The 22,630-nt window shown below is 48.2% G+C and carries 17 protein-coding genes, 1 tRNA gene and 1 pseudogene; 7 read left to right on the plus strand and 12 right to left on the minus strand.

Annotation, left to right across the window (positions count from 1 at the left end; all coding sequences use genetic code 11):
- From KB557_RS02335 to rpsT, 5 genes are all read right to left on the minus strand, one after another.
- A partial coding sequence (locus KB557_RS02335; RefSeq protein WP_255131192.1) for a DNA-directed RNA polymerase subunit beta'' occupies positions 1-2,576 on the minus strand: 2,576 nt, incomplete at its 3' end.
- Positions 2,577-2,637: 61 nt separating this feature from the next.
- A complete protein-coding gene (locus KB557_RS02340) occupies positions 2,638-4,542 on the minus strand; it encodes a DNA-directed RNA polymerase subunit gamma (RefSeq protein ID WP_255131193.1) in 1,905 nt (634 codons plus the stop codon).
- A 53-nt stretch (positions 4,543-4,595) separates the two neighbouring features.
- Positions 4,596-7,886 (minus strand): DNA-directed RNA polymerase subunit beta, encoded by a 3,291-nt coding sequence (gene rpoB, locus KB557_RS02345; protein ID WP_255131194.1) that lies wholly within the window; start codon positions 7,884-7,886, stop codon positions 4,596-4,598.
- Positions 7,887-8,156: 270 nt separating this feature from the next.
- The gene (locus tag KB557_RS02350) at positions 8,157-8,963 is read right to left on the minus strand and encodes a TatD family hydrolase (RefSeq protein ID WP_255131195.1); all 807 of its coding nucleotides are present in this window, start codon (positions 8,961-8,963) and stop codon (positions 8,157-8,159) included.
- A 12-nt stretch (positions 8,964-8,975) separates the two neighbouring features.
- Entirely contained in the window at positions 8,976-9,287 is a 312-nt protein-coding gene (rpsT, locus tag KB557_RS02355) for a 30S ribosomal protein S20 (protein ID WP_255131196.1), read from the minus strand.
- A 112-nt stretch (positions 9,288-9,399) separates the two neighbouring features.
- On the opposite strand from rpsT, the gene hisD reads away from it, so the two are divergent.
- The gene (hisD, locus tag KB557_RS02360) at positions 9,400-10,698 is read left to right on the plus strand and encodes a histidinol dehydrogenase (protein WP_255131197.1); all 1,299 of its coding nucleotides are present in this window, start codon (positions 9,400-9,402) and stop codon (positions 10,696-10,698) included.
- 1 nt (position 10,699) lies between these two features.
- Here hisD and rpiA read toward each other — a convergent pair whose 3' ends face one another.
- From rpiA to KB557_RS02375, 3 genes are read right to left on the minus strand one after another with little or no spacing between them, the layout of a single operon-like run.
- Positions 10,700-11,413, minus strand: a complete 714-nt coding sequence (gene rpiA, locus KB557_RS02365; protein ID WP_255131198.1) for a ribose-5-phosphate isomerase RpiA — start codon at positions 11,411-11,413, stop codon at positions 10,700-10,702.
- Between the two features lie 52 nt (positions 11,414-11,465).
- A complete protein-coding gene (locus tag KB557_RS02370) occupies positions 11,466-12,548 on the minus strand; it encodes a trypsin-like peptidase domain-containing protein (RefSeq protein ID WP_255131208.1) in 1,083 nt (360 codons plus the stop codon).
- 42 nt (positions 12,549-12,590) lie between these two features.
- The gene (locus KB557_RS02375) at positions 12,591-13,313 is read right to left on the minus strand and encodes a metallophosphoesterase (protein ID WP_255131199.1); all 723 of its coding nucleotides are present in this window, start codon (positions 13,311-13,313) and stop codon (positions 12,591-12,593) included.
- 399 nt (positions 13,314-13,712) lie between these two features.
- Here KB557_RS02375 and KB557_RS02380 point away from each other — a divergent pair, with 399 nt between their 5' ends.
- From KB557_RS02380 to infB, 4 genes are read left to right on the plus strand one after another with little or no spacing between them, the layout of a single operon-like run.
- Positions 13,713-14,186, plus strand: a complete 474-nt coding sequence (locus KB557_RS02380; protein ID WP_255131200.1) for a ribosome assembly cofactor RimP — start codon at positions 13,713-13,715, stop codon at positions 14,184-14,186.
- A 42-nt stretch (positions 14,187-14,228) separates the two neighbouring features.
- Entirely contained in the window at positions 14,229-15,572 is a 1,344-nt protein-coding gene (gene nusA, locus KB557_RS02385) for a transcription termination factor NusA (RefSeq protein WP_255131201.1), read from the plus strand.
- The gene (locus tag KB557_RS02390) at positions 15,569-15,880 is read left to right on the plus strand and encodes a YlxR family protein (protein ID WP_399218538.1); all 312 of its coding nucleotides are present in this window, start codon (positions 15,569-15,571) and stop codon (positions 15,878-15,880) included. The genes nusA and KB557_RS02390 overlap by 4 nt, the downstream gene beginning before the upstream one ends.
- Before the next feature lie 42 nt (positions 15,881-15,922).
- Positions 15,923-19,303, plus strand: a complete 3,381-nt coding sequence (infB, locus tag KB557_RS02395; RefSeq protein ID WP_255131203.1) for a translation initiation factor IF-2 — start codon at positions 15,923-15,925, stop codon at positions 19,301-19,303.
- A gap of 338 nt (positions 19,304-19,641) precedes the next feature.
- Here the strand turns inward: infB and KB557_RS02400 are convergent, their stop codons facing one another.
- Complete coding sequence (locus KB557_RS02400; RefSeq protein ID WP_255131204.1) at positions 19,642-19,896, minus strand: DUF3493 domain-containing protein; 255 nt, start codon at positions 19,894-19,896, stop codon at positions 19,642-19,644.
- Between the two features lie 56 nt (positions 19,897-19,952).
- On the opposite strand from KB557_RS02400, the gene KB557_RS02405 reads away from it, so the two are divergent.
- Together KB557_RS02405 and KB557_RS02410 are read left to right on the plus strand one after the other, a co-directional pair.
- Positions 19,953-20,024, plus strand: a tRNA-Thr gene (locus KB557_RS02405).
- Between the two features lie 20 nt (positions 20,025-20,044).
- Positions 20,045-21,079, plus strand: coding sequence for a Gfo/Idh/MocA family protein (locus KB557_RS02410; RefSeq protein WP_255131205.1), 1,035 nt, complete (start codon positions 20,045-20,047; stop codon positions 21,077-21,079).
- A 12-nt stretch (positions 21,080-21,091) separates the two neighbouring features.
- Here the strand turns inward: KB557_RS02410 and KB557_RS02415 are convergent, their stop codons facing one another.
- The 3 genes and pseudogenes from KB557_RS02415 to KB557_RS02425 form a co-directional block, all read right to left on the minus strand.
- The gene (locus tag KB557_RS02415; protein WP_255131206.1) at positions 21,092-21,691 is read right to left on the minus strand and encodes an AAA family ATPase; all 600 of its coding nucleotides are present in this window, start codon (positions 21,689-21,691) and stop codon (positions 21,092-21,094) included.
- Positions 21,692-21,697: 6 nt separating this feature from the next.
- Positions 21,698-22,381, minus strand: a complete 684-nt coding sequence (locus KB557_RS02420; protein WP_255131207.1) for a GDSL-type esterase/lipase family protein — start codon at positions 22,379-22,381, stop codon at positions 21,698-21,700.
- A gap of 90 nt (positions 22,382-22,471) precedes the next feature.
- Positions 22,472-22,630: pseudogene (locus tag KB557_RS02425) on the minus strand (photosystem II q(b) protein); the annotation flags it as partial.

A 22,630-nucleotide genomic window follows, 5' to 3' on the forward strand; every position in this document is an offset into this window, starting at 1 on the left:
AGTTGCAAGCGATCAATAGTTTTTGCACGCTTATCTGGAACCATTTCCACGTCCACAGTCATCTGAGGAGTGGTGTCATATGTTTCAAGAATAAGCTGAGTGCGCAGCAACTCAACTCCGTCAACAGATTTAACAAGTTCAGCATCTTTAAAGGTAAGGCGCTGAACAGCCTTAAGACCCAATGATGGTCCGTTTGCTTGTTTTACGTTGCCAAGTTCTGGCAGATGAGCTTCATCCGGAATTGCATATTCTTCCACCGGACGCAATAGCAATGCACCACCTTCTGGGGTATCTACAGATTCAACGAATAACATCGCTTCTGCCACTAAACCAGGAGCTATTTCCTCACCGGGGTTAACCATTTTGCCCTCTTCAGCAAAACGGCTCAACACCTTGCTATCAGCTACTAAATGCAAAGTACCTGAGCGAACAATTATTTCACGCAAGATGTCATTTTTCTGCGTAACGGTTACGATACCTGCGGTTTGACTAAATATATCTTTAACAACCTCAGTTCCGGCCTCAATCCACTGGCCATCCTCAATCATTAAAAGTGAAATATCTTTATTTATCTCATGAGTTTCCTGTGGAATCCAAAGTAAAATGCCGCCTTTTGAAACCTCATAACCATGCTTTGCACTGCGCGCTTTTTTGATACCAAGACCAGGGGCAAATTTAATTAAACCGCCGGTTTGAGTGCGAAAGCGATCATCTGTAAGTTCGGCGATAACCTCACCGTTTGAAATCTTTGTACCTGGCTCGGTATTAAGCCGATAACGAATGTTATCCTTACCTTCAAGATGCCAAATCTGGCCGCTATGGGTGGTGGTAGCAATTAACTTACAATCTTTAAGCAGCATACTAGATGTAACAATTTCCACCTCTCTTGAATCACCTTGAGATTCACGAAGCCTTACACTTCCGCCATATTCACTAATTTGACGGCTTTCGGCAAGTACATCACCGTTGTGAACATCACTGGCAGCCTTAACAACAGGATATGCATTTGGAGGAAGATTGTATACATCTCCGCCGAAAACCCAAAGACGGCCTAAACGTTGCGCCTTGAGAGTAATGTTACCTTGACGATCTGGCACTTCCTTAGGTTGAATAACATCTTCGTAACGCACCTGGCCAGCTAAATCACAAATTACATCCTTGCTAGCTTTCTCAATGCTCTTTTTAACTGCAGCACCCGTAGATATCTGGGCCAAAATCATATCATTAGGAACACTCGCGCCATCCGCAACGAACAGAATAGATCCAGTTGTAATATCTAGCTTCTGATTTTTACCTTTAGTGTTTGGTTTTAGTGTGAGGCTAAAATCAACTTCAGCGATTTGAGCTTCAACACCATGGGGAGTGCGGTGTGGACGAACCCTGGCCTTGGAATCAAATTCAACAATGCCATCTACCAAAGATCGAACAACCCCAGTTTCTGCAGTTGAAACTCCACCTGTGTGGAAGGTACGCATGGTGAGCTGAGTTCCAGGTTCACCGATTGATTGGGCGGCGATAATACCAACAGCCTCTCCTAAATCGACTAATTCGTTGTATGCCAAAGCCCAGCCATAACACTTCCTACATACAGAACGAGCCGCTTCGCAGGTGAGGGGGGAACGAACTCGAACCTCTAAAACTCCTGCTTTTTCAATCGCCTTACTTAGTGGAGGATCAACTTCAGTATCTCGTTCGGCAATGATGGTGCCATCAGCAGCTAAAACAGGCTCAGCGATAAGCCTTCCAACCAAGCGATTACGGTATCGGCCATTGTCTTCAGCGGCAACAATAATGCTACGCACTGTACCGCAATCATCCTCCCTAACAATTACATCTTGGGCAACGTCGACCAAGCGGCGAGTTAGATAACCGGAGTCGGCAGTGCGTAGCGCTGTGTCAACTAAACCCTTCCGTGCACCATAGGAAGAAATTACATATTCGGTAACTGTTAAACCTTCGCGGAAATTAGTACGAATCGGTAAATCGATGATCTCCCCTTGAGGGTTTGCCATCAAACCACGCATTCCCACCAACTGACGCACCTGAGACATATTGCCACGAGCGCCAGAGTTGGCCATCATCCAGACGGAATTAAGAGGATAGTTATCATCAAAATTACGCTTAACAGAATTTACTAAACGTTCGTTAGTTTCAGTCCAGGTATCAATAACCTTGGTATGACGTTCCACCTCAGTAATTTCGCCAAGGCGATAACGCTCTTCAGTTTGGGTTATCTGCTTCTCTGCATCTTCAAGTAATTGAGGTTTATCCTCTGGCACCTTTAGATCATCTACAGAAATAGATACTGCCGCCTGGGTTGCATAACGAAAACCAAGATCCTTCAGATCGTCAGCCATCGCTGCAGTGGTAGCTGAGCCATGGTGTTTATAAGCCCAAGCAACCAAACCTCGCAAACCTTTTTTATCAATAATTCGATTACGGAAAGGTGGGGCCATCCGCGATGGTTCACGTTTTGCCGCTGCTTCTGCAGCTGCCAGTGCAGCGGCTTCTGCGGCCTTGGCTGCCTTCGACTTGCTGGAAGATTTGCGGGAGGCAGGCTTGGAGGTGCTGGTCATGACCTAAAACGGGAGGGGGGTAGTTAAGGGAGATTTAGCTGATAAACAAAAGCAGGGCGAGTTACCTAGCAACCACCGCATCAATAATCGTGCGATTCATAATAACTCGTCCAGTTGTGGTTAGTAGATAGCGACTGATCAAAGCACCATCTTCATCAAGACGATCACGGTGATATTTCCACTGCTCCACCCTGGTGCCATCGCTGAGGGTTTCACTTTTTAGTGGTTCTGTTGCTTCATCGTCGTCGTCTATTTCACCACTAAAGCGAACCCACAACCAATCATGTAGCTTGATGCGCTTTTCTGCGTATGCATTGCACACATCACTGAGGCTTGCAAAGCTCCATGCCCGATCACCAAATTCCGGAATGGAATTCTCTTTACGCACAGCGGTTAGGTAATAAGAACCAAGCACCATATCTTGGGAAGGTGTGATTATCGGCTCCCCCGTTGCAGGAGAGAGAATATTGTTGCTGGCAAGCATCAACATGCGAGCTTCGGTTTGAGCCTCAAGAGAAAGAGGAACATGCACAGCCATTTGATCGCCGTCAAAATCGGCGTTGAAGGCTGGGCAGACAAGAGGATGCAATTGAATTGCACGGCCATCTACTAATTTAGGTTCAAAAGCCTGAATTCCAAGGCGGTGCAAAGTTGGGGCACGATTTAACATTATGGGATGTCCATCAATAACTTCTTGCAGAACCTGCATCACCTCATCATCAGCCCGCTGAATCATTTTCTTTGCGGCCTTAATGTTATTAACAATGTTCTGACGAATTAAGCGGTGAATAACAAAAGGCTGGAAAAGTTCGATAGCCATTTCCTTTGGAAGGCCGCACTGATGCATTTTAAGTTTCGGACCAACCACAATTACAGATCGACCGGAATAATCAACACGCTTACCAAGCAAGTTTTGGCGGAATCGCCCCTGTTTACCTTCAATAATATCGCTAAGAGATTTAAGCGGTCTGTTATTAGCGCCAACTACAGTTCGGCCACGGCGTCCGTTGTCAATCAAGGCATCTACTGCTTCCTGCAGCATCCTTTTTTCGTTGCGAACGATAATTTCAGGGGCAAGTATTTCCTGAAGCCGCGCAAGTCTATTGTTTCGATTAATTACTCTGCGGTAAAGATCATTTAGATCAGAAGTAGCAAAACGGCCACCATCCAACTGAACCATAGGCCGCAAATCTGGCGGTATAACTGGGATAGCATCGAGAACCATCCATTCAGGCCGAGCGCCAGTAGCTATAAAATTATCAATTACTCTCAAGCGCTTGATGAGCTTGGCGCGTTTTTGCCCCTTGCTCCCGTTTATATCTTCGCGTAATTCCTCAGCTATTTTTACTAGTTCTAAATCTTCCAGCAAACGCTTCAATGCTTCGGCGCCAATGCCAACCTCTGGTTCATTTTCGATCTCAGAATCTTCAGCAAAAATTTCATCCTCGATTTCCAGCCACTCATCTTCAGTGAGCAGCTGCTTATATTTCAAAGTTTTGTGATCACCGGGCTCAAGAACCACATAACAATTGAAATATACGATCTGCTCCACATCTCTTAAGGGCATATCTAAAAGGATCGCCACATAACTGGGTATACCTTTCAGATACCAAACATGGGATACAGGTGCCGCAAGCTTAATAAAGCCCATGCGATGGCGGCGCACTCTACTTTCAGTAACTTCTACGCCGCAACGTTCACAAACAATGCCGCGGTGTCTAACCCTTTTGTATTTCCCGCAATGGCATTCCCAATCCTTGGATGGTCCAAATATTTTTTCACAAAATAAGCCATCCATTTCAGGCTTAAGGGTGCGGTAATTAATGGTTTCAGGCTTGGTTACTTCGCCCACCACTTGGCCGTTGGGCAGGGTGCGCTGCCCCCAATCCATGATGCGCTCAGGGGAAGCGAGCGTGATCTTGACGTAGTCGAAGTGGCTTTCGGTACGGGTGTTGCTGTTGGTCATGGCCGGTGGGCAAAAGTGGGCTTCAGGACAACTTTGATCTGGACGCTTAAAGATTAATCTTCGTCGTAATCAGCTACACCAAGGGACTCATAGGTGGGTCTGCTGGGGGTACTGCGACGCGGGTTAACGTCTTGCATTAAATCAACTTCAGCACCTTCATCTGTGTATACAGCTATATCGAGGCCAAGAGATTGCAGCTCACGCATCAACACCTTGAAGGATTCAGGCGTACCGGGGCGAGGTATTGGCTTACCCTTAACAATTGCATTAAGAGCCTCGTTACGACCCTGCATATCGTCTGATTTAACCGTAAGCAGTTCCTGGAGGGTGTAAGCGGCGCCATAGGCCTCAAGGGCCCAAACCTCCATCTCCCCAAGGCGCTGGCCACCCTGCTGGGCCTTGCCCCCCAGTGGTTGCTGGGTAACAAGTGAATATGGACCGGTGGAACGGGCGTGAATTTTATCGTCTACTAAGTGAACAAGTTTGAGAATATAAGCTCTACCAACTGTTACCGGTTGATCAAAAGGTTCGCCACTACGGCCATCAACTAACTGAATTTTACCTGGGTTGTCTGGGTTGTATACCCATTCTTTGCCTGGTTGTTTTCTAGCTTCCTCAAGATACATTTGCACAGTTTCTCTAGATTTTTCAGCCCCATGCATTTCATCAAATGGCACGATTTTAAATCGGGAGTGGAGGTTATCTGCAGCCCAGCCCATCAAACACTCAAATACTTGGCCAACGTTCATCCGGCTGGGAACGCCAAGGGGGTTTAATACAATATCTATGGGCGTTCCATCCGGTAAGTAAGGCATATCTTCCAAGGGAAGAATACGACTGATAATTCCTTTATTTCCATGGCGGCCAGCCATTTTATCGCCAACTTGAATCTTACGGCGTTGGGCCACATAAACCCTTACCACCATATTTGCGCCAGGGGGAAGTTCATCACCTTGCTCGCGGGTGTATATACGTACGTCAACTACTCTTCCACGTTCAGTATTAGGAACTCGTAGGGAATTATCTCTAACATCCCTGGCTTTTTCTCCAAAAATTGCCCTTAGCAGCTTTTCCTCAGGAGGTTGATCGGATTCTCCTTTGGGGGTTACTTTACCAACTAAAATATCCCCACTCTCTACGAATGCTCCAATTCGTATGATGCCCATTTCATCAAGACTACCAAGGCTCTCTTCTGCAACGTTGGGAATCTCTCTGGTTATCTCTTCAGGGCCGAGCTTTGTTTGACGAGCTTCAATTTCATACTTTTCAATATGAACTGATGTATATAAATCCTCACGAACTAAACGCTGGCTAACAAGAATTGCATCCTCATAATTGTAACCTTCCCATGGCATGTAAGCCACCAATACATTCTGACCTAAAGCAATTTCACCGCCTTCGCAGGCAGAACCGTTAGCTAATACTTGACCTGCTATAACAGTATCACCTTGACTAACTATAGGTCGCTGATTTAGGCAGGTATCTTGATTGGAGCGCTGATATTTCTGAAGAATATGATAATGATCATTGCCTTCATGATCGCGAACAATAATCTGAGTTGAATCTACAAAAACAACCTCTCCGTTCACATTAGTGATAGGAACCATGCCTGAATCTCTAGCCACTTGAGTTTCAAGACCGGTACCCACAAGCGGTCTTTCTGGCCTCAGTAGTGGTACAGCTTGACGTTGCATGTTTGAGCCCATAAGCGCTCGGTTTGCATCATCGTGTTCAAGGAATGGGATCAATGATGTTGCAACTGAAATCACCTGAACTGGCGACAATTGCACGTAATCAACTTGATTTGGTGGAACTGTTTCAAAATCTTGGCGATAACGAACAGGTACTAATTCGGCTGTAATCAGACCGTCTGAATTTGTTGCCACATCACCTGGGGCAACACGGCATTCATCTTCAAGGTCTGCTGCGATGTAAATAGGATCGCCGGATTTGATTACATGACCGTTTTCAACGCGCCAAAAAGGAGTTTCAATAAAACCATATTCGTTAACTCTGGCGTGAGTTGCTAGAGAACCGATTAAACCTGCGTTAGGTCCTTCGGGTGTTTCGATTGGACAAATTCGACCGTAGTGAGATGGATGAATATCTCTCACAGCAAAGCCAGCGCGTTCTCTGGTAAGACCCCCTGGGCCAAGGGCGCTAATACGCCTTTTGTGGGTAAGTTCAGCCAATGGATTAGTTTGATCCATAAATTGGCTTAACTGACTGGAGCCAAAGAATTCTTTTATTGCTGCTACGAGTGGTTTTGGATTAACCAATTGAGCCGGGGTGAGGGAATCTGTCTCACCGACAGTCATCCTTTCTTTAATGATGCGTTCAAGACGGTTTAAACCAACCCGAACTTGGTTTTGTAGTAATTCGCCAACAGAGCGAACACGGCGATTACCCAAATGGTCGATGTCATCAAGGCTGGCACCACCCACATCAAGTTCAAGATTGATTAAGTAATCAATGGTTGAAAGTACATCTTCAGGGGTGAGTGTTCTCACCGCATCTGGAATAGCAAGACGAAGTTTCTTGTTGATTTTATAACGGCCAACTTTGCCAAGGTCGTAGCGCTTGGCATCGAAAAAGCGGCTGTGCAACAACTGCTGACCACCACTTACAGACGGAGGCTCACCTGGACGCAGTTTTTTGTAGAGCTCAAGTAGTGCTTGATCTTCAGAAGAAATGCCTTCTTCATTAGCAGCTTCAATAGATTTACGATAATATTCAGGATGACGTAGTTTATCTAAAACATCATTATCAGATAAACCTATTGCCCGCATCAAAACATGGGCATTAATTTTACGTGTTTTATCTACACGAACATGTAGCAAATCATTCTTATCTGTTTCGAATTTAAGCCAGGCGCCTCGATTAGGAATAAGGCTGGCATTGTAGGTTTTACGTCCGTTTTTATCTTGATCGTCTTTAAAGTAAACGCCTGGGCTGCGAACAATTTGGTTAACTATTACACGCTCAGCGCCATTTATGACGAAAGTGCCGCGCTCTGTCATTAAAGGCAATTCGCCTATAAACACTTCCTGCTCTTTGATTTCGCCAGTTTCTTTATTAACTAAGCGACAAGTAACATACATTTGGGATGCAAAAGTTGCATCTCTACGTTTTGCCTCTTCCACATCATGGCGTGGGCGTTTTAGCCGATACTCAGTACCAACAAAATGCAGCTCAAGTTTGCCGGTGTAATCGGTGATAGGCGAAAAGCTATCAAGCTCTTCAATCAAGCCTTTCTCTAAGAACCATTTAAAACTGCCGCGCTGTACCTCCACTAAATCAGGGAGGTAAGTGGCAGTCTTGGCGACTTGAATCGCGCTGCTCATGCGTAAACCTGCAGATCAGAAGGAAAGTTAATTAGCAGTTACCTCAGTGCCAAAGAGATCCAAAAATTGTGCATTGCCAAGACAACAGCCGCCCCTCGCAGAAACAAGGGGCGGCCATGTTCAACAATTGCTCAATGGATGGAGACCAGGGGAACCTTCGGCAACAAAGCCCGCGGAGTGAGAGGGCAGTTCAGCCCACTTCTGGGCCAGTGGTTAATTATACCCAGAAGGGGGCGGATTCTGTCAAGGAACATGTCGGGAAAGCGAAACCTAAACAAAAGCCTGATAAGGCAAAGAAAAAAGCAGAGCTGCATTTGCGCTTGTTTGAATACACACCTGCTCAAGGGTTTCTCCCCTCAGCTCCGCCACCCTTTCCGCCACATGGCGCACCATCGCTGGCTCATTGCGCTTCCCTCTTCGCGGCACTGGCGCCAAAAAGGGGCAATCTGTTTCCACTAAATAACGGTTGGCCGGCACTTGGCGGGCGCATTGATGAGTTTCGTGGGCTTTTGGGAAAGTAACCGTGCCACTAAAGCTGATGTGAAGGCCGAATTCCAGGAAAGATTCCATTTCAGCTGGAGTGCCGCCCCAGCAATGCATTACCCCGGTTAATTGATGACCTTGAATGCGGCGATGCTCCAGAAGCTCCAGCATTGCAGCCGCTGCATCTCGGCAATGGATGATCACCGGCAGTTGCAATTCCTCAGCCAAGTTCAACTGTGCTGTAAGAATCTCCAGCTGCTCCAGCAAATTTGTGGCTCGAAAAAGATCAAGGCCTAATTCCCCAATAGCAACAACGCGTTTATCTGCTGTGGCCGCTTCCCTAAGAACATCAATACTATTTGGCCGCCAATCCTGAGGGTTGAGAGGATGTACGCCCACTGAATAGCGCAGCTCAGGAAATTGATCGGCAAGGGCTTTTATTCCTGGAATTTCGGCGGGTTCCACGCACGCATGCAATAAGGCACGCACACCTGCATTTCGCCAACGCTCGGCAACCAGCTCTAGGTCGTCGTCGAACTCACGAAAAACAATGTGGCAATGGCTATCTATTAACGGCAGCAAAACTTCACCCATCCACTTAGGAAATTAGACCTGAGCTGTTGGGGCAAGTTCTGTAGTTGCCTTTTTAACTGCCGCACTAAGGCGTGATTTCTGGTTGGCCCCTGTATTGCGATGCAGCACCCCAACTTTCACTGCTTTATCAATTTTGCTGAATGCAGCACTCAATGAATCCTGAACTATCACATTAGATTCAGCTCCCGGCTTGCTGCCATAGGCCTCACAGGCAGTAAAGCAACGCTTCATCAGAGTGCGTAAAGCAGATTTGTAGGTGCGGTTTTGCACCCTATTGCGCTCTGCAATCTGAATACGCTTTTCAGCAGATTTGTTATTGGCCACTTGGTGTTACTGAACAGAACATCAAACCAAAATTCTAGCTCCTTGCTGCCCCCCATCATTGCGAAACCCAAACAGCGGTAGCTTTAGGCAAAAGTGCGTAAAAAATCCAGCCATGTTGCTGAAGTTGCTGAGCGATCCAAAGGAAGCCGCAACGATGCTGGCCGCGATCGGCGACCGCACCAACAACCCGAAATCGCAAGAAGCACGCCAAACCGTTGACACGATTATTGAACAGGTGCGCTTAGGAGGTGATCAAGCCCTAAAGCACTACACCGAAAAATTTGATGGCGCAAAGCTTGAGGAGCTAAGGGTTCCCCCCGAAGAAATACAGCGCGCTTGGCAACTCACAGCTGAACCACTACAGGAGGCTTTACAGCTCGCAAAAACAAGAATAAAAACGTTTCACGCCAAGCAATTACCCGCCGACATAAAGCTTGAAGGGCCCCATGGCGAAAAACTGAAGCGGCGATGGCGGGCGGTGGAGCGGGCTGGTTTGTATGTGCCAGGCGGCAGAGCTTCATATCCCAGCACAGTATTAATGAATGCAATTCCAGCTGAAGTGGCCGGGGTTAAACATCGCGTAATGGTTACCCCACCAGGCCCTGATGGCCAAATCAATTCAACAGTACTAGCCGCAGCTCACCTAGCCGGCATTGATGAGATTTATCGCGTTGGTGGAGCTCAGGCAATTGCAGCGTTGGCTTGGGGAACCGAAAGTATTCCTCGGGTTGATGTGATCAGTGGCCCTGGCAATCTCTACGTAACCCTCGCCAAAAAAGCACTATTTGGCAGGGTTGGCATTGATTCTCTTGCCGGACCCAGCGAGGTTTTGATCATTGCCGACGACAGCGCTGATCCCATTTTGGTAGCAGCAGATCTTCTGGCTCAAGCGGAACACGACCCCCTAGCCGCCGCAATCCTGCTCACCACAAGCGAACGTATTGCCCGCGCTGTGCCTGTAGAAGTGGAAAAACAACTGCAAGATCACCCCAGGCGAGAACTCACCAGCGCTTCAATTCGTGATTGGGGCTTGGTGGTGCTCTGCCAAAGCATTGAAGAGGCAGCAAAACTTTCAGATAGCTTCGCCCCTGAACATTTAGAACTACAAGTTTGCGATCCAGATACCTTGGCGGAAAGGATTCAACAGGCCGGAGCGATCTTCCTTGGTAGTTACACCCCAGAAGCCGCTGGTGATTATCTCGCTGGCCCAAATCACACCCTCCCCACCTCTGGCACGGCGCGCTTTAGTGGAGCCCTCAGCGTTGAAACCTTTATGCGTCACACAAGCTTGATTGAGTTTAATCACCAAGCTTTGCAAGCAACAGGTACTGCAATCATGGCCCTTGCGGCCAGCGAAGGTTTACATAGCCATCGTGAATCTGTACGACTAAGAATTGAACATAAAACTTGAATCATCGCTTCACAAGATCGCGAACTTTTGGTTCGCCAGCAATGATTTCACCTACCAAAACCTGATGAGTTAAGTTAATAAATAAACCATTCTCCAATACTCCAGGCAAGTTGTTAATTGTTGCTTCCAAGGCTGCAGATTCTTTGATGCCGCCAATAAATTTCACATCAAGTACTAAGTTTCCCTGATCTGTAACAACTGGGCCAGCCTTTTTTACCGCCATTCGCAGCTGAGCCATGCCCCCCAAAGATTCCAACTGGCTTTGAACCTGCCGCCAAGCGCCTGGAAGCACCTCTACCGGGAGAGGAAACTCAAGATTGAGAGTATCTACAAGTTTGCTGGAATCAACCACCACCACAAATCGTTTTGCCCTCACCGCCACAAGTTTTTCCTGAACATGACAAGCTCCACCACCTTTAATCAACTGAAAAGCAGGATCTACTTCATCAGCCCCATCAATTGCCAAATCAATACGGTTAACAGCATTAAGAGCTTGCAGAGGAATTCCAAGTTCAGCTGCGAGCACCTCGCCTTGAAATGATGTGGTAACACCAACTAAATCTTTTAAACGACCATCTTTCAAGCGGGCTCCCACCTCCTTGATCATCAAAGCTGCTGTAGAGCCAGAACCCAACCCCAAGACCATGCCGCTAACAACTTGATCAACGGCTGCCAGTGCTACGGCTTGCTTCATCTGATCTTGAAGGTTTGGCATCACGAGGTTGCTGTGTTTCGCGAACCTAGCAATGGAACACAAATCCCCCTAGCTATCCCTGGGAAGCCGATTCAGGCAACGGGGCGGGACGAATCGCTAATTTAAGGTTTTCGCTGCCGCGCAACACCTCCAAATCCAACGATTCACCTACTGTTGAACCTTCAACCACCGCTAACAAATCAGCGGGGGCGTGCACAGGTTTACGGCCGGCAGAAATCACTAAATCACCTCGATGCAATCCCGCTTTTGCTGCTGGGCTTTGGGGCAAAACCTGTTGCACTAGGGCCCCATCTCGTTCGGGCAACTGCAGCAAAGCATTGGGATCAGCATTGTGATCCTTAGCTCTACGGGCGGTGAGAGGAACCAATTGGAGCCCCAGATAGGGATGCACCACGGGTGTGCCGGCAGCCAAACTTTGGGCTACCCCTCGGGCCAAATTGATTGGAATTGCAAAACCCAAGCCAGCCCCAGGGCCAGCTCGCACAAGGGTATTTAAACCAATTACTTCGCCTTCTTCATTTAGTAACGGACCACCTGAGTTACCAGGATTAATTGCAGCGTCAGTTTGGATTAATTCCAATCTCTTATCAGTAAAACCAAGGCTGGAAATATTGCGATGCAAGCTGCTCACAATGCCAAGAGTAACGGTGCTATCTAGGCCGTAAGGATTGCCAAGGGCGATAGCCCAATCGCCTGGCTCCAGTGCGTTGGAATCACCAAGAGGGGCCGCCTGCAAATCTTTGGTGCCACCTGGAAGCCTCACAACTGCCAGGTCTGTGATGGGATCTGTACCCACCACATCGCCATCAAGTTGGCGGCCATCAGCCAGGGTTACTTGAACCCGATCAGCACCGTCTACCACGTGATTATTGGTTAAAACCAAGCCATCAATATTGATCACCACTCCAGAACCTTGGCCATTTTCACGGTGGCTATTAGGAAGATCACCAAATAATTCGCGCAGTAAAGGGTCTTCAAGACCAGGCTCAAAACCGCTATTGCGCACCTCCCGTTCGGTATCTATGCGAACCACTGCTGGAGCAGTTCTAGCAACCGCTTTGGCTACAAAACCATGCTCGGCATTGGCTGCTGACGGCTTTGAAAAAGCGAGGATCAGCCCAAATAAAACTGTTATGCAAGCCCGCAGCAATCGTTTTCAGATCAGAACCGTATGAGCCTAGTTAGGCCAGCGCAACAATGTTTCCTGCCAGGTGCCATCGGCTTCGAGCTCCACAAAACGAGCTCCACATTGGTGCGGTAACCCCAAAGGGCAAATCTGGGTGGGCTTGAACTGTAAAAAACTTGAAGGGCAGCCCAGCAACGTAGTTTTTGCGTGGGTATCACGCCAATGTTGATGTATGTGCCCCATCAACACAATTTTAGGTTTAGCAAAAGTGGCAAGCCGATCTAGAAATAAAGATCCCTCCCGTTGCGCCTCAGGGGGATGATGCACCGCCACAAGCAAATCAGCGTATTGATTATCTAAGACTTTTTTTGCCCAATGAAGCTGAGCTTTTGAGATCCAGCCATCCACCTCCCCAGGCCAATGGCTATCAAGAAGTAACAACTGCCAAGCGCCAATAGGAATTAGAGCTGGCGCCACATGGGCTACTCGGCCAAGACAGGCTCTCAGCAGCTGGGGATGGTCGTGGTTACCTGCAAGTAAAGCGATTGGAATGCCAAGGGGAACCAATAAATTGCGTAAAAGCGCGTAACCGGCCCAGGATTCGTCTTGACATAGATCGCCCGTTAGCAACAGCAAGTTTGGTGGGCGTCCAATTTGTAAGAGAGCGCTTTCCAGGCCGTTTTTTAAAGCAACAAATGGCTGCACGCCCCGATACCAACCAAGGGGGTTTGCCAGCAGATGTGGATCACTTAGTTGGAGAATTGAAACGGCCATAACTAAACTGAATCGACTGTCAACTAACAATTTGGATAATTCAGCACAAGTTTGCCCTCTATGTGAGGCAACCATCAATCCCGCTTCGGGCAGCGCTAACGAAGTGCGTTTCAGTGCTGGTGCTTTGGGCAGCCGCGCCAAGCTGTGGGCGCGCGTATGCCAATACGCGCAAGAGCGCGGTGGTTGCATCAATTCAAATGCAGCTCTTCGCAGCGAGCCCCAACCAACTGATTTTTATGGCGAAGCACCATCTCTTGAATTGCCCCCAAAGCCGGCGGAGTCTTAAGATTCACAAGTGCCCGGCGGGTAACCAGAAGCAGCAGCCTTAAGGCTGAAGCTTTTGGGCAATCGTAATTATCCTGCGATTGCGGGCCGGGAGGCCCTACGAGTTACTTGCCCTTGGCTCATTCATCACTACCACCACTGGAAAACCTGGCAACTTTAATTGCAAATCCAATGGGGTTTGAAATTAACAGCGTTGCATTGCATAGCCACCGCAATCCCCAAGCTTTGGTGATCGCTCTTGGCAGAATCAATGGCACCGATATAAGCCTTGAAGATTGTGCTTCGTTTAGTAGTGCATTTAGTGATGCACTTGAAGCGGAACCCCTACTTAACGAGGCCTATGTTCTTGAAGTTACAAGCCCCGGAGTGGGGGAAGTTCTTCTTGATGATCGAGATTTCCGCAGTTTTCGTGGCTTCCCGGTGAGCGTTTTGCACAGAGATAAAGCCGGCGTTGAAACTAGCCGTGAGGGCTCACTGCTCGGACGTGATGACGACGCAGTGGAGATCAACCTGCGGGGGCGGGTTGTGCGAATCCCCAGGCCAGAGGTTTTCGAAGTGCGCCTGGCTAACCCAAAGCTTGAATCCTGAACTCCCTACCGTTTTCTTTTTCCCTACAACCTGAATTTTTTTATGGCACTTGTAATGCTGCCGGGCCTAACAACCCTCATCGAAGACATCAGCGAGGAAAAAAAATTACCGCCTAACGTGGTTGAAGCAGCTTTACGCGAAGCGCTTTTGAAGGGTTATGAGCGCTACCGGCGCACCCTTTACCTTGGAATTAGTGAAGATCCATTCGATGAAGAATATTTCAGTAATTTTGATGTTGGGCTAGATCTTGAAGAGGAGGGTTTCAGAGTGCTCGCCTCTAAAATAATCGTAGAAGAAGTTGAAAGTGAGGATCATCAGATCGCTCTAGAAGAAGTACAACAGGTTGCAGAAGATGCGCAACTGGGTGACACTGTGGTGCTAGATGTTACCCCGGAAAAAGATGAGTTTGGCCGTATGGCCGCCGCATCAACCAAGCAGGTGTTAGCGCAAAAGTTGCGCGACCAGCAAAGGCGAATGATTCAAGAAGAATTTGCTGATTTAGAAGATCCAGTACTCACCGCACGAGTTATTCGTTTTGAACGACAAAGTGTAATTATGGCCGTTAGTAGCGGCTTAGGCCGCCCGGAAGTTGAAGCTGAATTACCGCGCCGCGACCAACTTCCAAATGATAATTATAGGGCAAATGCTACTTTCAAAGTTTTTCTTAAAGAGGTATCAGAAGTTGCAAGGCGTGGCCCTCAGATGTTTGTAAGTCGATCAAATGCAGGCTTAGTTGTGTATTTATTTGAGAATGAAGTACCCGAGATCCAGGAGGGTTCAGTGCGAATAGTTGCTGTAGCTCGCGAGGCGAATCCCCCTTCAAGGGCCGTTGGACCACGCACAAAAGTGGCGGTAGACAGTGTTGAGCGGGAGGTTGATCCCGTGGGGGCCTGCATTGGCGCTCGTGGTTCAAGAATCCAGCAAGTTGTTAATGAACTGCGTGGAGAAAAAATAGATGTAATTCGCTGGTCTGCTGATCCAGGTCAATATCTTGCTAATTCCTTAAGCCCCGCCAGGGTGGAAATGGTGCGTCTAGTAGACCCTGAGGGTCAACATGCCCATGTACTAGTACCACCCGACCAATTGAGCTTGGCCATCGGCCGTGAAGGGCAAAATGTACGTCTTGCAGCTCGCTTAACCGGCTGGAAAATCGATATTAAAAATTCCGCTGAATATGACCAAGGTACGGAAGATGAGAAAGTTGCTGAACTAATAGTGTTGCGACAAGAAGACGAAAGGCAACAGGCTGAAGCAGAGGCCAGGTTAGAAGCCGAGCAAGCAACTCGGGCCGAGGAGGATGCACGTCTACGCGAACTTTATCCAATTGAGGAGGATTTCCAAGAAGAAACTATTTCAGAAAGTGAATCAACTTTTGAGGCTCGGTGAACTCGATGACCACCATGCGTCGATGCGTTTCTTGCCGTAATTTGGTAGATCGTCAGAAACTTTGGCGAGTGGTGCGGTTAGGAGGGGGCGAAGGTATTCAGCTTGATCAGGGAATGGGCCGTTCGGCCTATCTCTGCCCAACGCAGCAATGCCTAGAAGAAGCTCGCAAGCGGCGCAAACTACAGCGGGCCCTACGGGTAAACGTTGAAGATGCCATCTACAGCGCCCTCGCCTCCAGGCTTGGGCCGGAGGGAATCAGCCTCAAAGGCATCCCTTCAGGCAATATGAATACCGTCCCGTCACTGTGACGGGCACGGAGGCACAAAGTGCCCCGTCCAATGGAGACCTGCATGACGAGCGGCGGCAAAGTCCGGATCTATGAGCTATCGCGAGACCTTGGTCTTGAAAACCGAGATGTGCTCGATGCTGCGGAGAAGCTGTCGATTGCGGCGAAAAGCCACAGCAGCTCCATCAGCGACAGCGAAGCGGCAAAAATCCGCTCACTTCTTGGTGCCAGTGGCGTAAATGGAGGTGGCGCCGGGAATGGGGACAGGAACCAACCCCCATCACCCAGCAAAAGCGCAGAGGCACCAGCCAGCAAAATTCTGACCCTCAAAAAAGCTTCAGTTGCTGCACCAACATCCCCAGCAGTTGCTACCCCGGTTGCGCCAGCCGTAGTTAATAAGCCGGCAGTTATTGCACCGCCTGCTCCTCCAGCCAGACCAACCCCTGCCCAAAGCCCAGCAGCAGCTAAGCCAGTGGTTGTAAAACCAGTTGCTGCCAAGCCAGTTGTTGTTAAGCCAGCAGCAGCCAAGCCGGTGGTTGTAAAGCCGGTGGTTGTAAAACCAGTGGTTGTTAAGCCACCCATACCAAAAGCTTCAACTCCAAAACCGGTTAACGCAAAACCGCTGGTGCCGGTAAAGCCTGTTGTACCAGTGCGGCCAGTGGTGCCAGTGCGGCCGGTGTCAATTGTTAGTGCTGCGCCAAAGCCAGTTACTGCGCCAAAGCCGGTAACGGCAGCGAAGCCAGTAACGACAGCGAAGCCAGTAACGGCAGCGAAGCCAGTTACTCCTGCAAAGCCAATTACGAGCATCAAGCCACCGGCCCCAAAACCGGTTGTTATCGCCAAACCAGCGAGGCCCGTAACCCCTCCTTTAAGGGGCGGTGATCAAAATCGCCCGGCCGTGCCAATGCGCACAGCAGCTCCACAAAGGCCGGTGCCGCAGCGGCCCCCTGCGCCGCAAAGGCCAGGAACACCAGTTGTAAGAGCTGGGGGCCCTCCACTGCCGAAACGAGCCGAACCAGACGGCAGGCCGCCAGCTTCCTCCCTGGAATTGGTGGGCAAACCAATGCGACGGGATCCAGCTGCTCCACCCACCAGGCCAGGCCCAGGAGCCATGCGCAAACCAGTTGCACCTGGTGAGTTAATGCAGCTCCAGAAACCTGGAGCGCCAAGGGGACCGGCACCAGAAGGCCCCAGGCGTGTGGTGCCTAGTCGCCCTGGTAGCGAAGCCCCACGCAAGCCAGGTGAAGGGCCCACGCGCCCTGGAGCTCCTACAGCTCCCAATGCACCGCCAAAACGGCCTGGATTCCGTCCAGCCGCCACCCCCGGTACAGCTGCAGGCAAAGCGCGGCGTCCAGATTGGGACGACAGCGCCAAGTTGGAGGCATTACGCAGTCGTACGCCGCAAAAGCAACGTCAAAAAGTTCACATCATCGGTGAAAATGACGACTCTTTAACGGCCGAAACCAGCGGATTTGCAGGCGAACAGGAAGCATTTGTACTGCAAGCGAGCCTGGCAAGACCAAGCAAACCGAGGGTTTCCCCCGCAGCTGGCGGAGCTAAGCCTGTCGCTTTGCGTCGACGCAAAAAAGAAACCACCCGTCAAAGGCAACGGCGTCGTGCCATGGAACTGCGCGCCGCGCGGGACGCCAAACAAATAAGACCCGAAATGCTGGTGATCCCAGAAGGGAATCTCACTGTGCAAGAACTCGCAGACATGCTCAGTGTTGAAAGTTCTGAAATTATTAAATCTCTATTCTTTAAAGGAATTATTGCAACCGTTACCCAAACCCTTGATCTCTCATCAATTGAGACGGTATCGCAGGAATTTGGCGTTCCCGTGCTGCAAGACGACGTTGAAGAAGCAGCTAAGAAAACCGTTGAGATGATCGAAGAGAGCGACTTCGAGCATCTAATTCGTAGACCGCCAGTTGTAACTGTTATGGGTCATGTAGACCATGGCAAAACGAGTTTGCTTGATGCGATACGCAAAACACGCGTAGCCGCAGGTGAAGCAGGTGGCATTACTCAACACATCGGTGCATATCAAGTTGAGGTACAACATGGTGATGAGCACCGCACAGTTACCTTCCTAGATACACCTGGGCACCAAGCATTTACAGCAATGCGGGCGCGTGGAACGAAAGTAACAGATGTAGCTGTACTTGTTGTGGCTGCAGACGACGGGGTAAGGCCTCAAACCCTTGAAGCAATTAGCCATGCCCGCGCCGCTGAAGTACCCATTGTTGTTGCTATTAATAAAATAGATAAAGAAGGGGCTCAACTTGATCGGGTTAAACAAGAGCTAACAGACCAAAACTTGCTGCCAGAAGATTGGGGTGGTGACACCGTAATGGTGCCTGTAAGTGCTCTGAAAGGCACTGGTATCGATTCCTTATTGGAAATGATACTTTTGGTAACTGAGGTAGAAGATCTAAAGGCCAATCCAAATCGAATGGCTAAGGGCACTGTTATCGAGGCACACCTCGATAAAGCAAAAGGTCCGGTGGCAACATTGTTAATTCAAAACGGAACATTGCATCCTTCCGATGTTTTGGCTGCAGGCCCCGTGTTGGGCAAAGTTAAAGCGATGGTGGACGACACCGGTAAGCGGGTTAAACAGGCCGGGCCATCTTCTGCCGTTGAAGTGCTGGGCTTTAGTGAAGTGCCAGCAGCGGGTGACGAGTTTGAGGTGTACGTCGATGAGAAAGCAGCTCGCGCAGTTGTTGGTGATCGCGCCAGCGAGGCACGGGCAACACGACTAGCGCAGCAGATGGCCTCCCGTCGTGTATCACTTACGTCGATGTCTGGGCAGGCAAGTGAAGGGGAACTAAAAGAATTAAACCTAATTCTTAAGGCAGATGTTCAAGGTAGCGTTGAGGCAATTCTTGGCATGCTTGAGCAACTGCCTCAAGGAGAAGTTCAAGTTCGAGTTTTACTTTCTGCTCCTGGAGAAATAACCGAAACCGACGTGGATTTAGCTTATGCATCAGGAGCTGTAATAATAGGTTTCAACACCTCACTTGCATCCGGCGCGAAACGTGCCGCAGAAGCAGCGGGGGTAGATGTACGCGATTACGATGTTATTTATAAACTATTAGAAGACATTCAGTTGGCAATGGAAGGCCTGCTGGAGCCCGAGTTGGTTGAGCAATCCCTCGGAGAAGCTGAAGTGCGTGCAGTATTTAGTATTGGCAAGAGTGCGGTGGCTGGTTGTTATGTAACAAGTGGTAGTTTGCAACGCAATTGCAAATTCCGGCTATTCCGTGGCAAACAACAGATATATGCAGGTGATCTTGATTCATTGAAACGCGTTAAAAACGATGTTAAAGAAGTAAATACAGGCTTTGAATGCGGTATTGGTTGTGATCGTTTTGCTGATTGGCAAGATGGTGATCGCCTTGTTGCCTATAAAATGGTTACTCAACGCCGCACGCTAAGTAGCTAATGGTTGGCTGGCTGCCGCTGCTTAGCCTCGGCCTGCTACCCATTGAATTGTTATTGCTGCAGTTGATTTTTGCTGGCGGCACATCTGGCCCTGCTCCACAAGTAGAGATACTTTTGCTATGGAGCCTTGCAGTTTTACTACCCCAACTGCAAGGCAATATGAACCTACCCATAGGTTTATTCAAACCACTAATTGCTATAAGCCAGCTGCCTATGTTGTTTTGGCTAGATCAACGGGCAGGAGCATTTAGCGAAATAATCCCGTGGCATGGGCAAAGCCGTTTTACATGCCTTTTCTGGGCACTTGTTTTACTTCTTACGATGCAGTGGCAATTGAGATCAGTGCTGGGGTTGGCGATTGCGATCAAACCAAATCAAAGCGACACTGATCAGCAAAGCAGCGGATTGGATGCCAAGGTCGCTGAAGGGAACAGCAATGCCAGAGGCACTGCGCATTGCCATGGTGGCAGCGCCAACAGCGGCGGAAGCGAAAAGAGTGAACCACAAAGCCCTGCGTAGGCTGCGCCAAGGTGTACGCGCTTCCTTAAGCAAGCGTTCGCGTAAAACTGGATCAAGCGGAGAAGGCTTAGACATTTGGCGCTCTCGCTGCAGGTTGATTTACTTATCCATAATGCTAATTTGATCCGGCTGCCGGTGTAGCTCAGGGGTAGAGCAACTGATTCGTAATCAGTAGGTCGTCGGTTCAATTCCGATCACCGGCTTAATTAAACAAAAAACCTAAATGAAATCAACAAAATCACTTCGCGTTGGATTGGCGGGGTTAGGCCGCTTTGGCAATATGCACGCAAATATCTTTCATACACTGCCAAACGTTGAACTCTTTGCAATCGCAGAGCCCCGGGCAAAACAATTGGCATTCATAGGAACTAAATACAACGTAAAACGTCAGTACAAAAGTGCAGAGGAATTAATTAATGATAACGAAATTGATGCAATCGCAATAGTTACACCTGATGATCAGCATCATCAGCAGTGCCTAGCGGCCGTTGCCACAGGCAAGCCAGTATTCATAGAGAAACCACTTGCTGCTAACTTTGTAGAAGCAAATGAATTGAGGCAGGCAGCTGAGAATAGTGGTTCAATTTTACAGGTTGGCTTCATCTTACGCTATGAATTAAATCATAGATTAATCAAGCAGCAAATTAATCAAAAAGAATTTGGAGAATTAATATCAATACGAACGAAACGGAATCTGAGCAGCTCATGGTTTGCAGCGATTGCCGATCGGGTACACACTATTTATGAATCATCTATTCATGATCTCGACTTACTACTTTGGCTAACTAATAGTAAGCCAATATGCGTAACAGCGCACGAACGACGCCTTGGCGATCACTTATCACCAGAGGCCTGCATTGCTTTAATCAAATTTGAAAATAACTGTATTGGAATCACAGAAACCAGCTGGTTTGTACCCAAAGGTGCCCCAACCAACGTTTCCACAAGTAGCTGGAATGGCTGCATTGACTCTGAATTAGTTATTGTGGGATCCAATAAAAGCATTCAGCTACGTTCACTTGATAGCACGTTACAAGTGTGGAGCAATGAAGGAATCAATTCACCAGATGGCAATCTATGGCCAGAAATAGATGAAAAAATACAAGGAGCTTTGAGGGAAGAGTTAATTGATTTCAGCAACTGCGCTTCCGCAAAAAGCAAATCAAAGATCGCCAATCTTGATCAAGCAATAAACGGATTGCAATTAGCCGATGCGATTGTGGAGTCTGCAAGCAAAGGAACCACTATACTGATTTAGGAACAAAAATTATTAAGAGGAGAAAGATTCAATCGCCGCCTGAATTTGATGCAGCCTTTGTGTCTGATCACCAATTAATTCAATTAATTTTAAATTTCCAAAGACTGGCGAAAGATTATATAAATTTTCTCTATATATTTTTTTAAAAATTAAATCAACAGAATCTCGATACTCAACATCTAGGGGGCGGATACCATCTTCCTCTATTAATACAGGCCATTCAATCGAGCTTGGTACAAATGCCAAAATATCAAGATGATCCAAAGACTCCCTAACCGCGTCCACCATACTCAGAACGAAATCAGAATCAATATCTGTTTTACCCGTTTCAGCAGTATATTGTGAATACGCTAGATAATCAACCGGACAACGATCAAAGATAACATTATCGGTGATAGATGAATATCTATGTACTCTACTAATACTATAAAATAATTGCAGTCCATTATGCAACCTAGTTGATTTATCTTGAAAGGCGATTTCATATGGACCATTTAAAGATAAGGCCCTATAGGGTTCATCCTCCCATAAATAATCGGGATTAGAATTAAGCCAATCCCTTACTACAGTGGATTTACCGAGGGAGTGGGAGCCAGAAATTGCAATGCGCATAGATAATCAATAAATCGTGCAGGCGCCCTCGGGCGGCAACCCTGCCCACAACAATAGCTCGGGCCAACAACTCACCTGCTCAAATATCCACTGGTGGCCAACGCTATTGCAGTGAATGCCATCACTACAGAGTGAATCAACCCAAATATGTGGCACAGATTTAGTTTCAGAAGAAATGCCATTCCACAAATTCAAAAAAGGCACATCTGCTCCAAGGCAAGCCTCTTCAAGGAGACGATTGTAGTAATTAATATCCTGATTTAGATACCAAAGACATTGGGCAAAAGGCATTTGCGCTTCATTAACGGGTGTTAGGCCAATTACGAAAACTGGGGCTAATTTCTTGGCGTTCGCAAGTAACTGCTCCATACCAAAAAGAAAAGCAGCTGGATCTAATTGCTGCCTACCATCTCTTCTACCTATGCGGGCAGCATCATTAAGGCCCACTCCAATAATTAGGCCTTGAGGGCTCTGGCGTCGTAATTCACCACGCGCTTTAAATTCAGTTTGAAACCTTGCAGAGAGGCGCTCAAGCCCATCACCCCTTACTCCAAGGTTATACAAAACCGGAGCATTTTCTCTTGGCATCCAATGTCGCCGCAACCTTTCAACCCAGCCACCACCATCACTATCTCCCCAACCAAAGATGCCACTATCGCCAAAAGCAATCAGTTTTGTAGGAATTTCCATTTATTACAAATGAGTTAAACCATTAAAAAGCCCCCGCGTTAGCGGGGGCGATTTCTATTCCTCTAATTAAGCGATTTGCTTAGTTAGTGATCAACCGATCGCAGGGGCGGTTAGTGCTACTGGAGCGCTTTCAGCTGCTGCAAGATCGAGTGGGAAGTTATGGGCATTACGCTCATGCATTACTTCCATACCCAAACCAGCGCGGTTCAAGATATCAGCCCAGGTATTCACTACACGGCCTTGGCCATC

Source organism: Synechococcus sp. Cruz CV12-2-Slac-r, from assembly GCF_024346075.1.
Classification (GTDB): Bacteria; Cyanobacteriota; Cyanobacteriia; order PCC-6307; family Cyanobiaceae; genus Synechococcus_D.

Excerpts from the sequence above, each read along its gene's own strand:
- KB557_RS02400 (WP_255131204.1), bottom strand. The coding sequence starts at position 19,896 with ATGTCTAAGCCTTCTCCGCTTGATCCAGTTTTACGCGAACGCTTGCTT.
- KB557_RS02410 (WP_255131205.1), top strand. The coding sequence starts at position 20,045 with ATGAAATCAACAAAATCACTTCGCGTTGGATTGGCGGGGTTAGGCCGC.
- infB (WP_255131203.1), top strand. The coding sequence starts at position 15,923 with ATGACGAGCGGCGGCAAAGTCCGGATCTATGAGCTATCGCGAGACCTT.
- nusA (WP_255131201.1), top strand. The coding sequence starts at position 14,229 with ATGGCACTTGTAATGCTGCCGGGCCTAACAACCCTCATCGAAGACATC.
- KB557_RS02415 (WP_255131206.1), bottom strand. The coding sequence starts at position 21,691 with ATGCGCATTGCAATTTCTGGCTCCCACTCCCTCGGTAAATCCACTGTA.
- rpoB (WP_255131194.1), bottom strand. The coding sequence starts at position 7,886 with ATGAGCAGCGCGATTCAAGTCGCCAAGACTGCCACTTACCTCCCTGAT.
- rpiA (WP_255131198.1), bottom strand. The coding sequence starts at position 11,413 with ATGCCAAACCTTCAAGATCAGATGAAGCAAGCCGTAGCACTGGCAGCC.
- KB557_RS02340 (WP_255131193.1), bottom strand. The coding sequence starts at position 4,542 with ATGACCAACAGCAACACCCGTACCGAAAGCCACTTCGACTACGTCAAG.
- KB557_RS02350 (WP_255131195.1), bottom strand. The coding sequence starts at position 8,963 with ATGGGTGAAGTTTTGCTGCCGTTAATAGATAGCCATTGCCACATTGTT.
- KB557_RS02375 (WP_255131199.1), bottom strand. The coding sequence starts at position 13,313 with ATGGCCGTTTCAATTCTCCAACTAAGTGATCCACATCTGCTGGCAAAC.
- KB557_RS02420 (WP_255131207.1), bottom strand. The coding sequence starts at position 22,381 with ATGGAAATTCCTACAAAACTGATTGCTTTTGGCGATAGTGGCATCTTT.
- hisD (WP_255131197.1), top strand. The coding sequence starts at position 9,400 with ATGTTGCTGAAGTTGCTGAGCGATCCAAAGGAAGCCGCAACGATGCTG.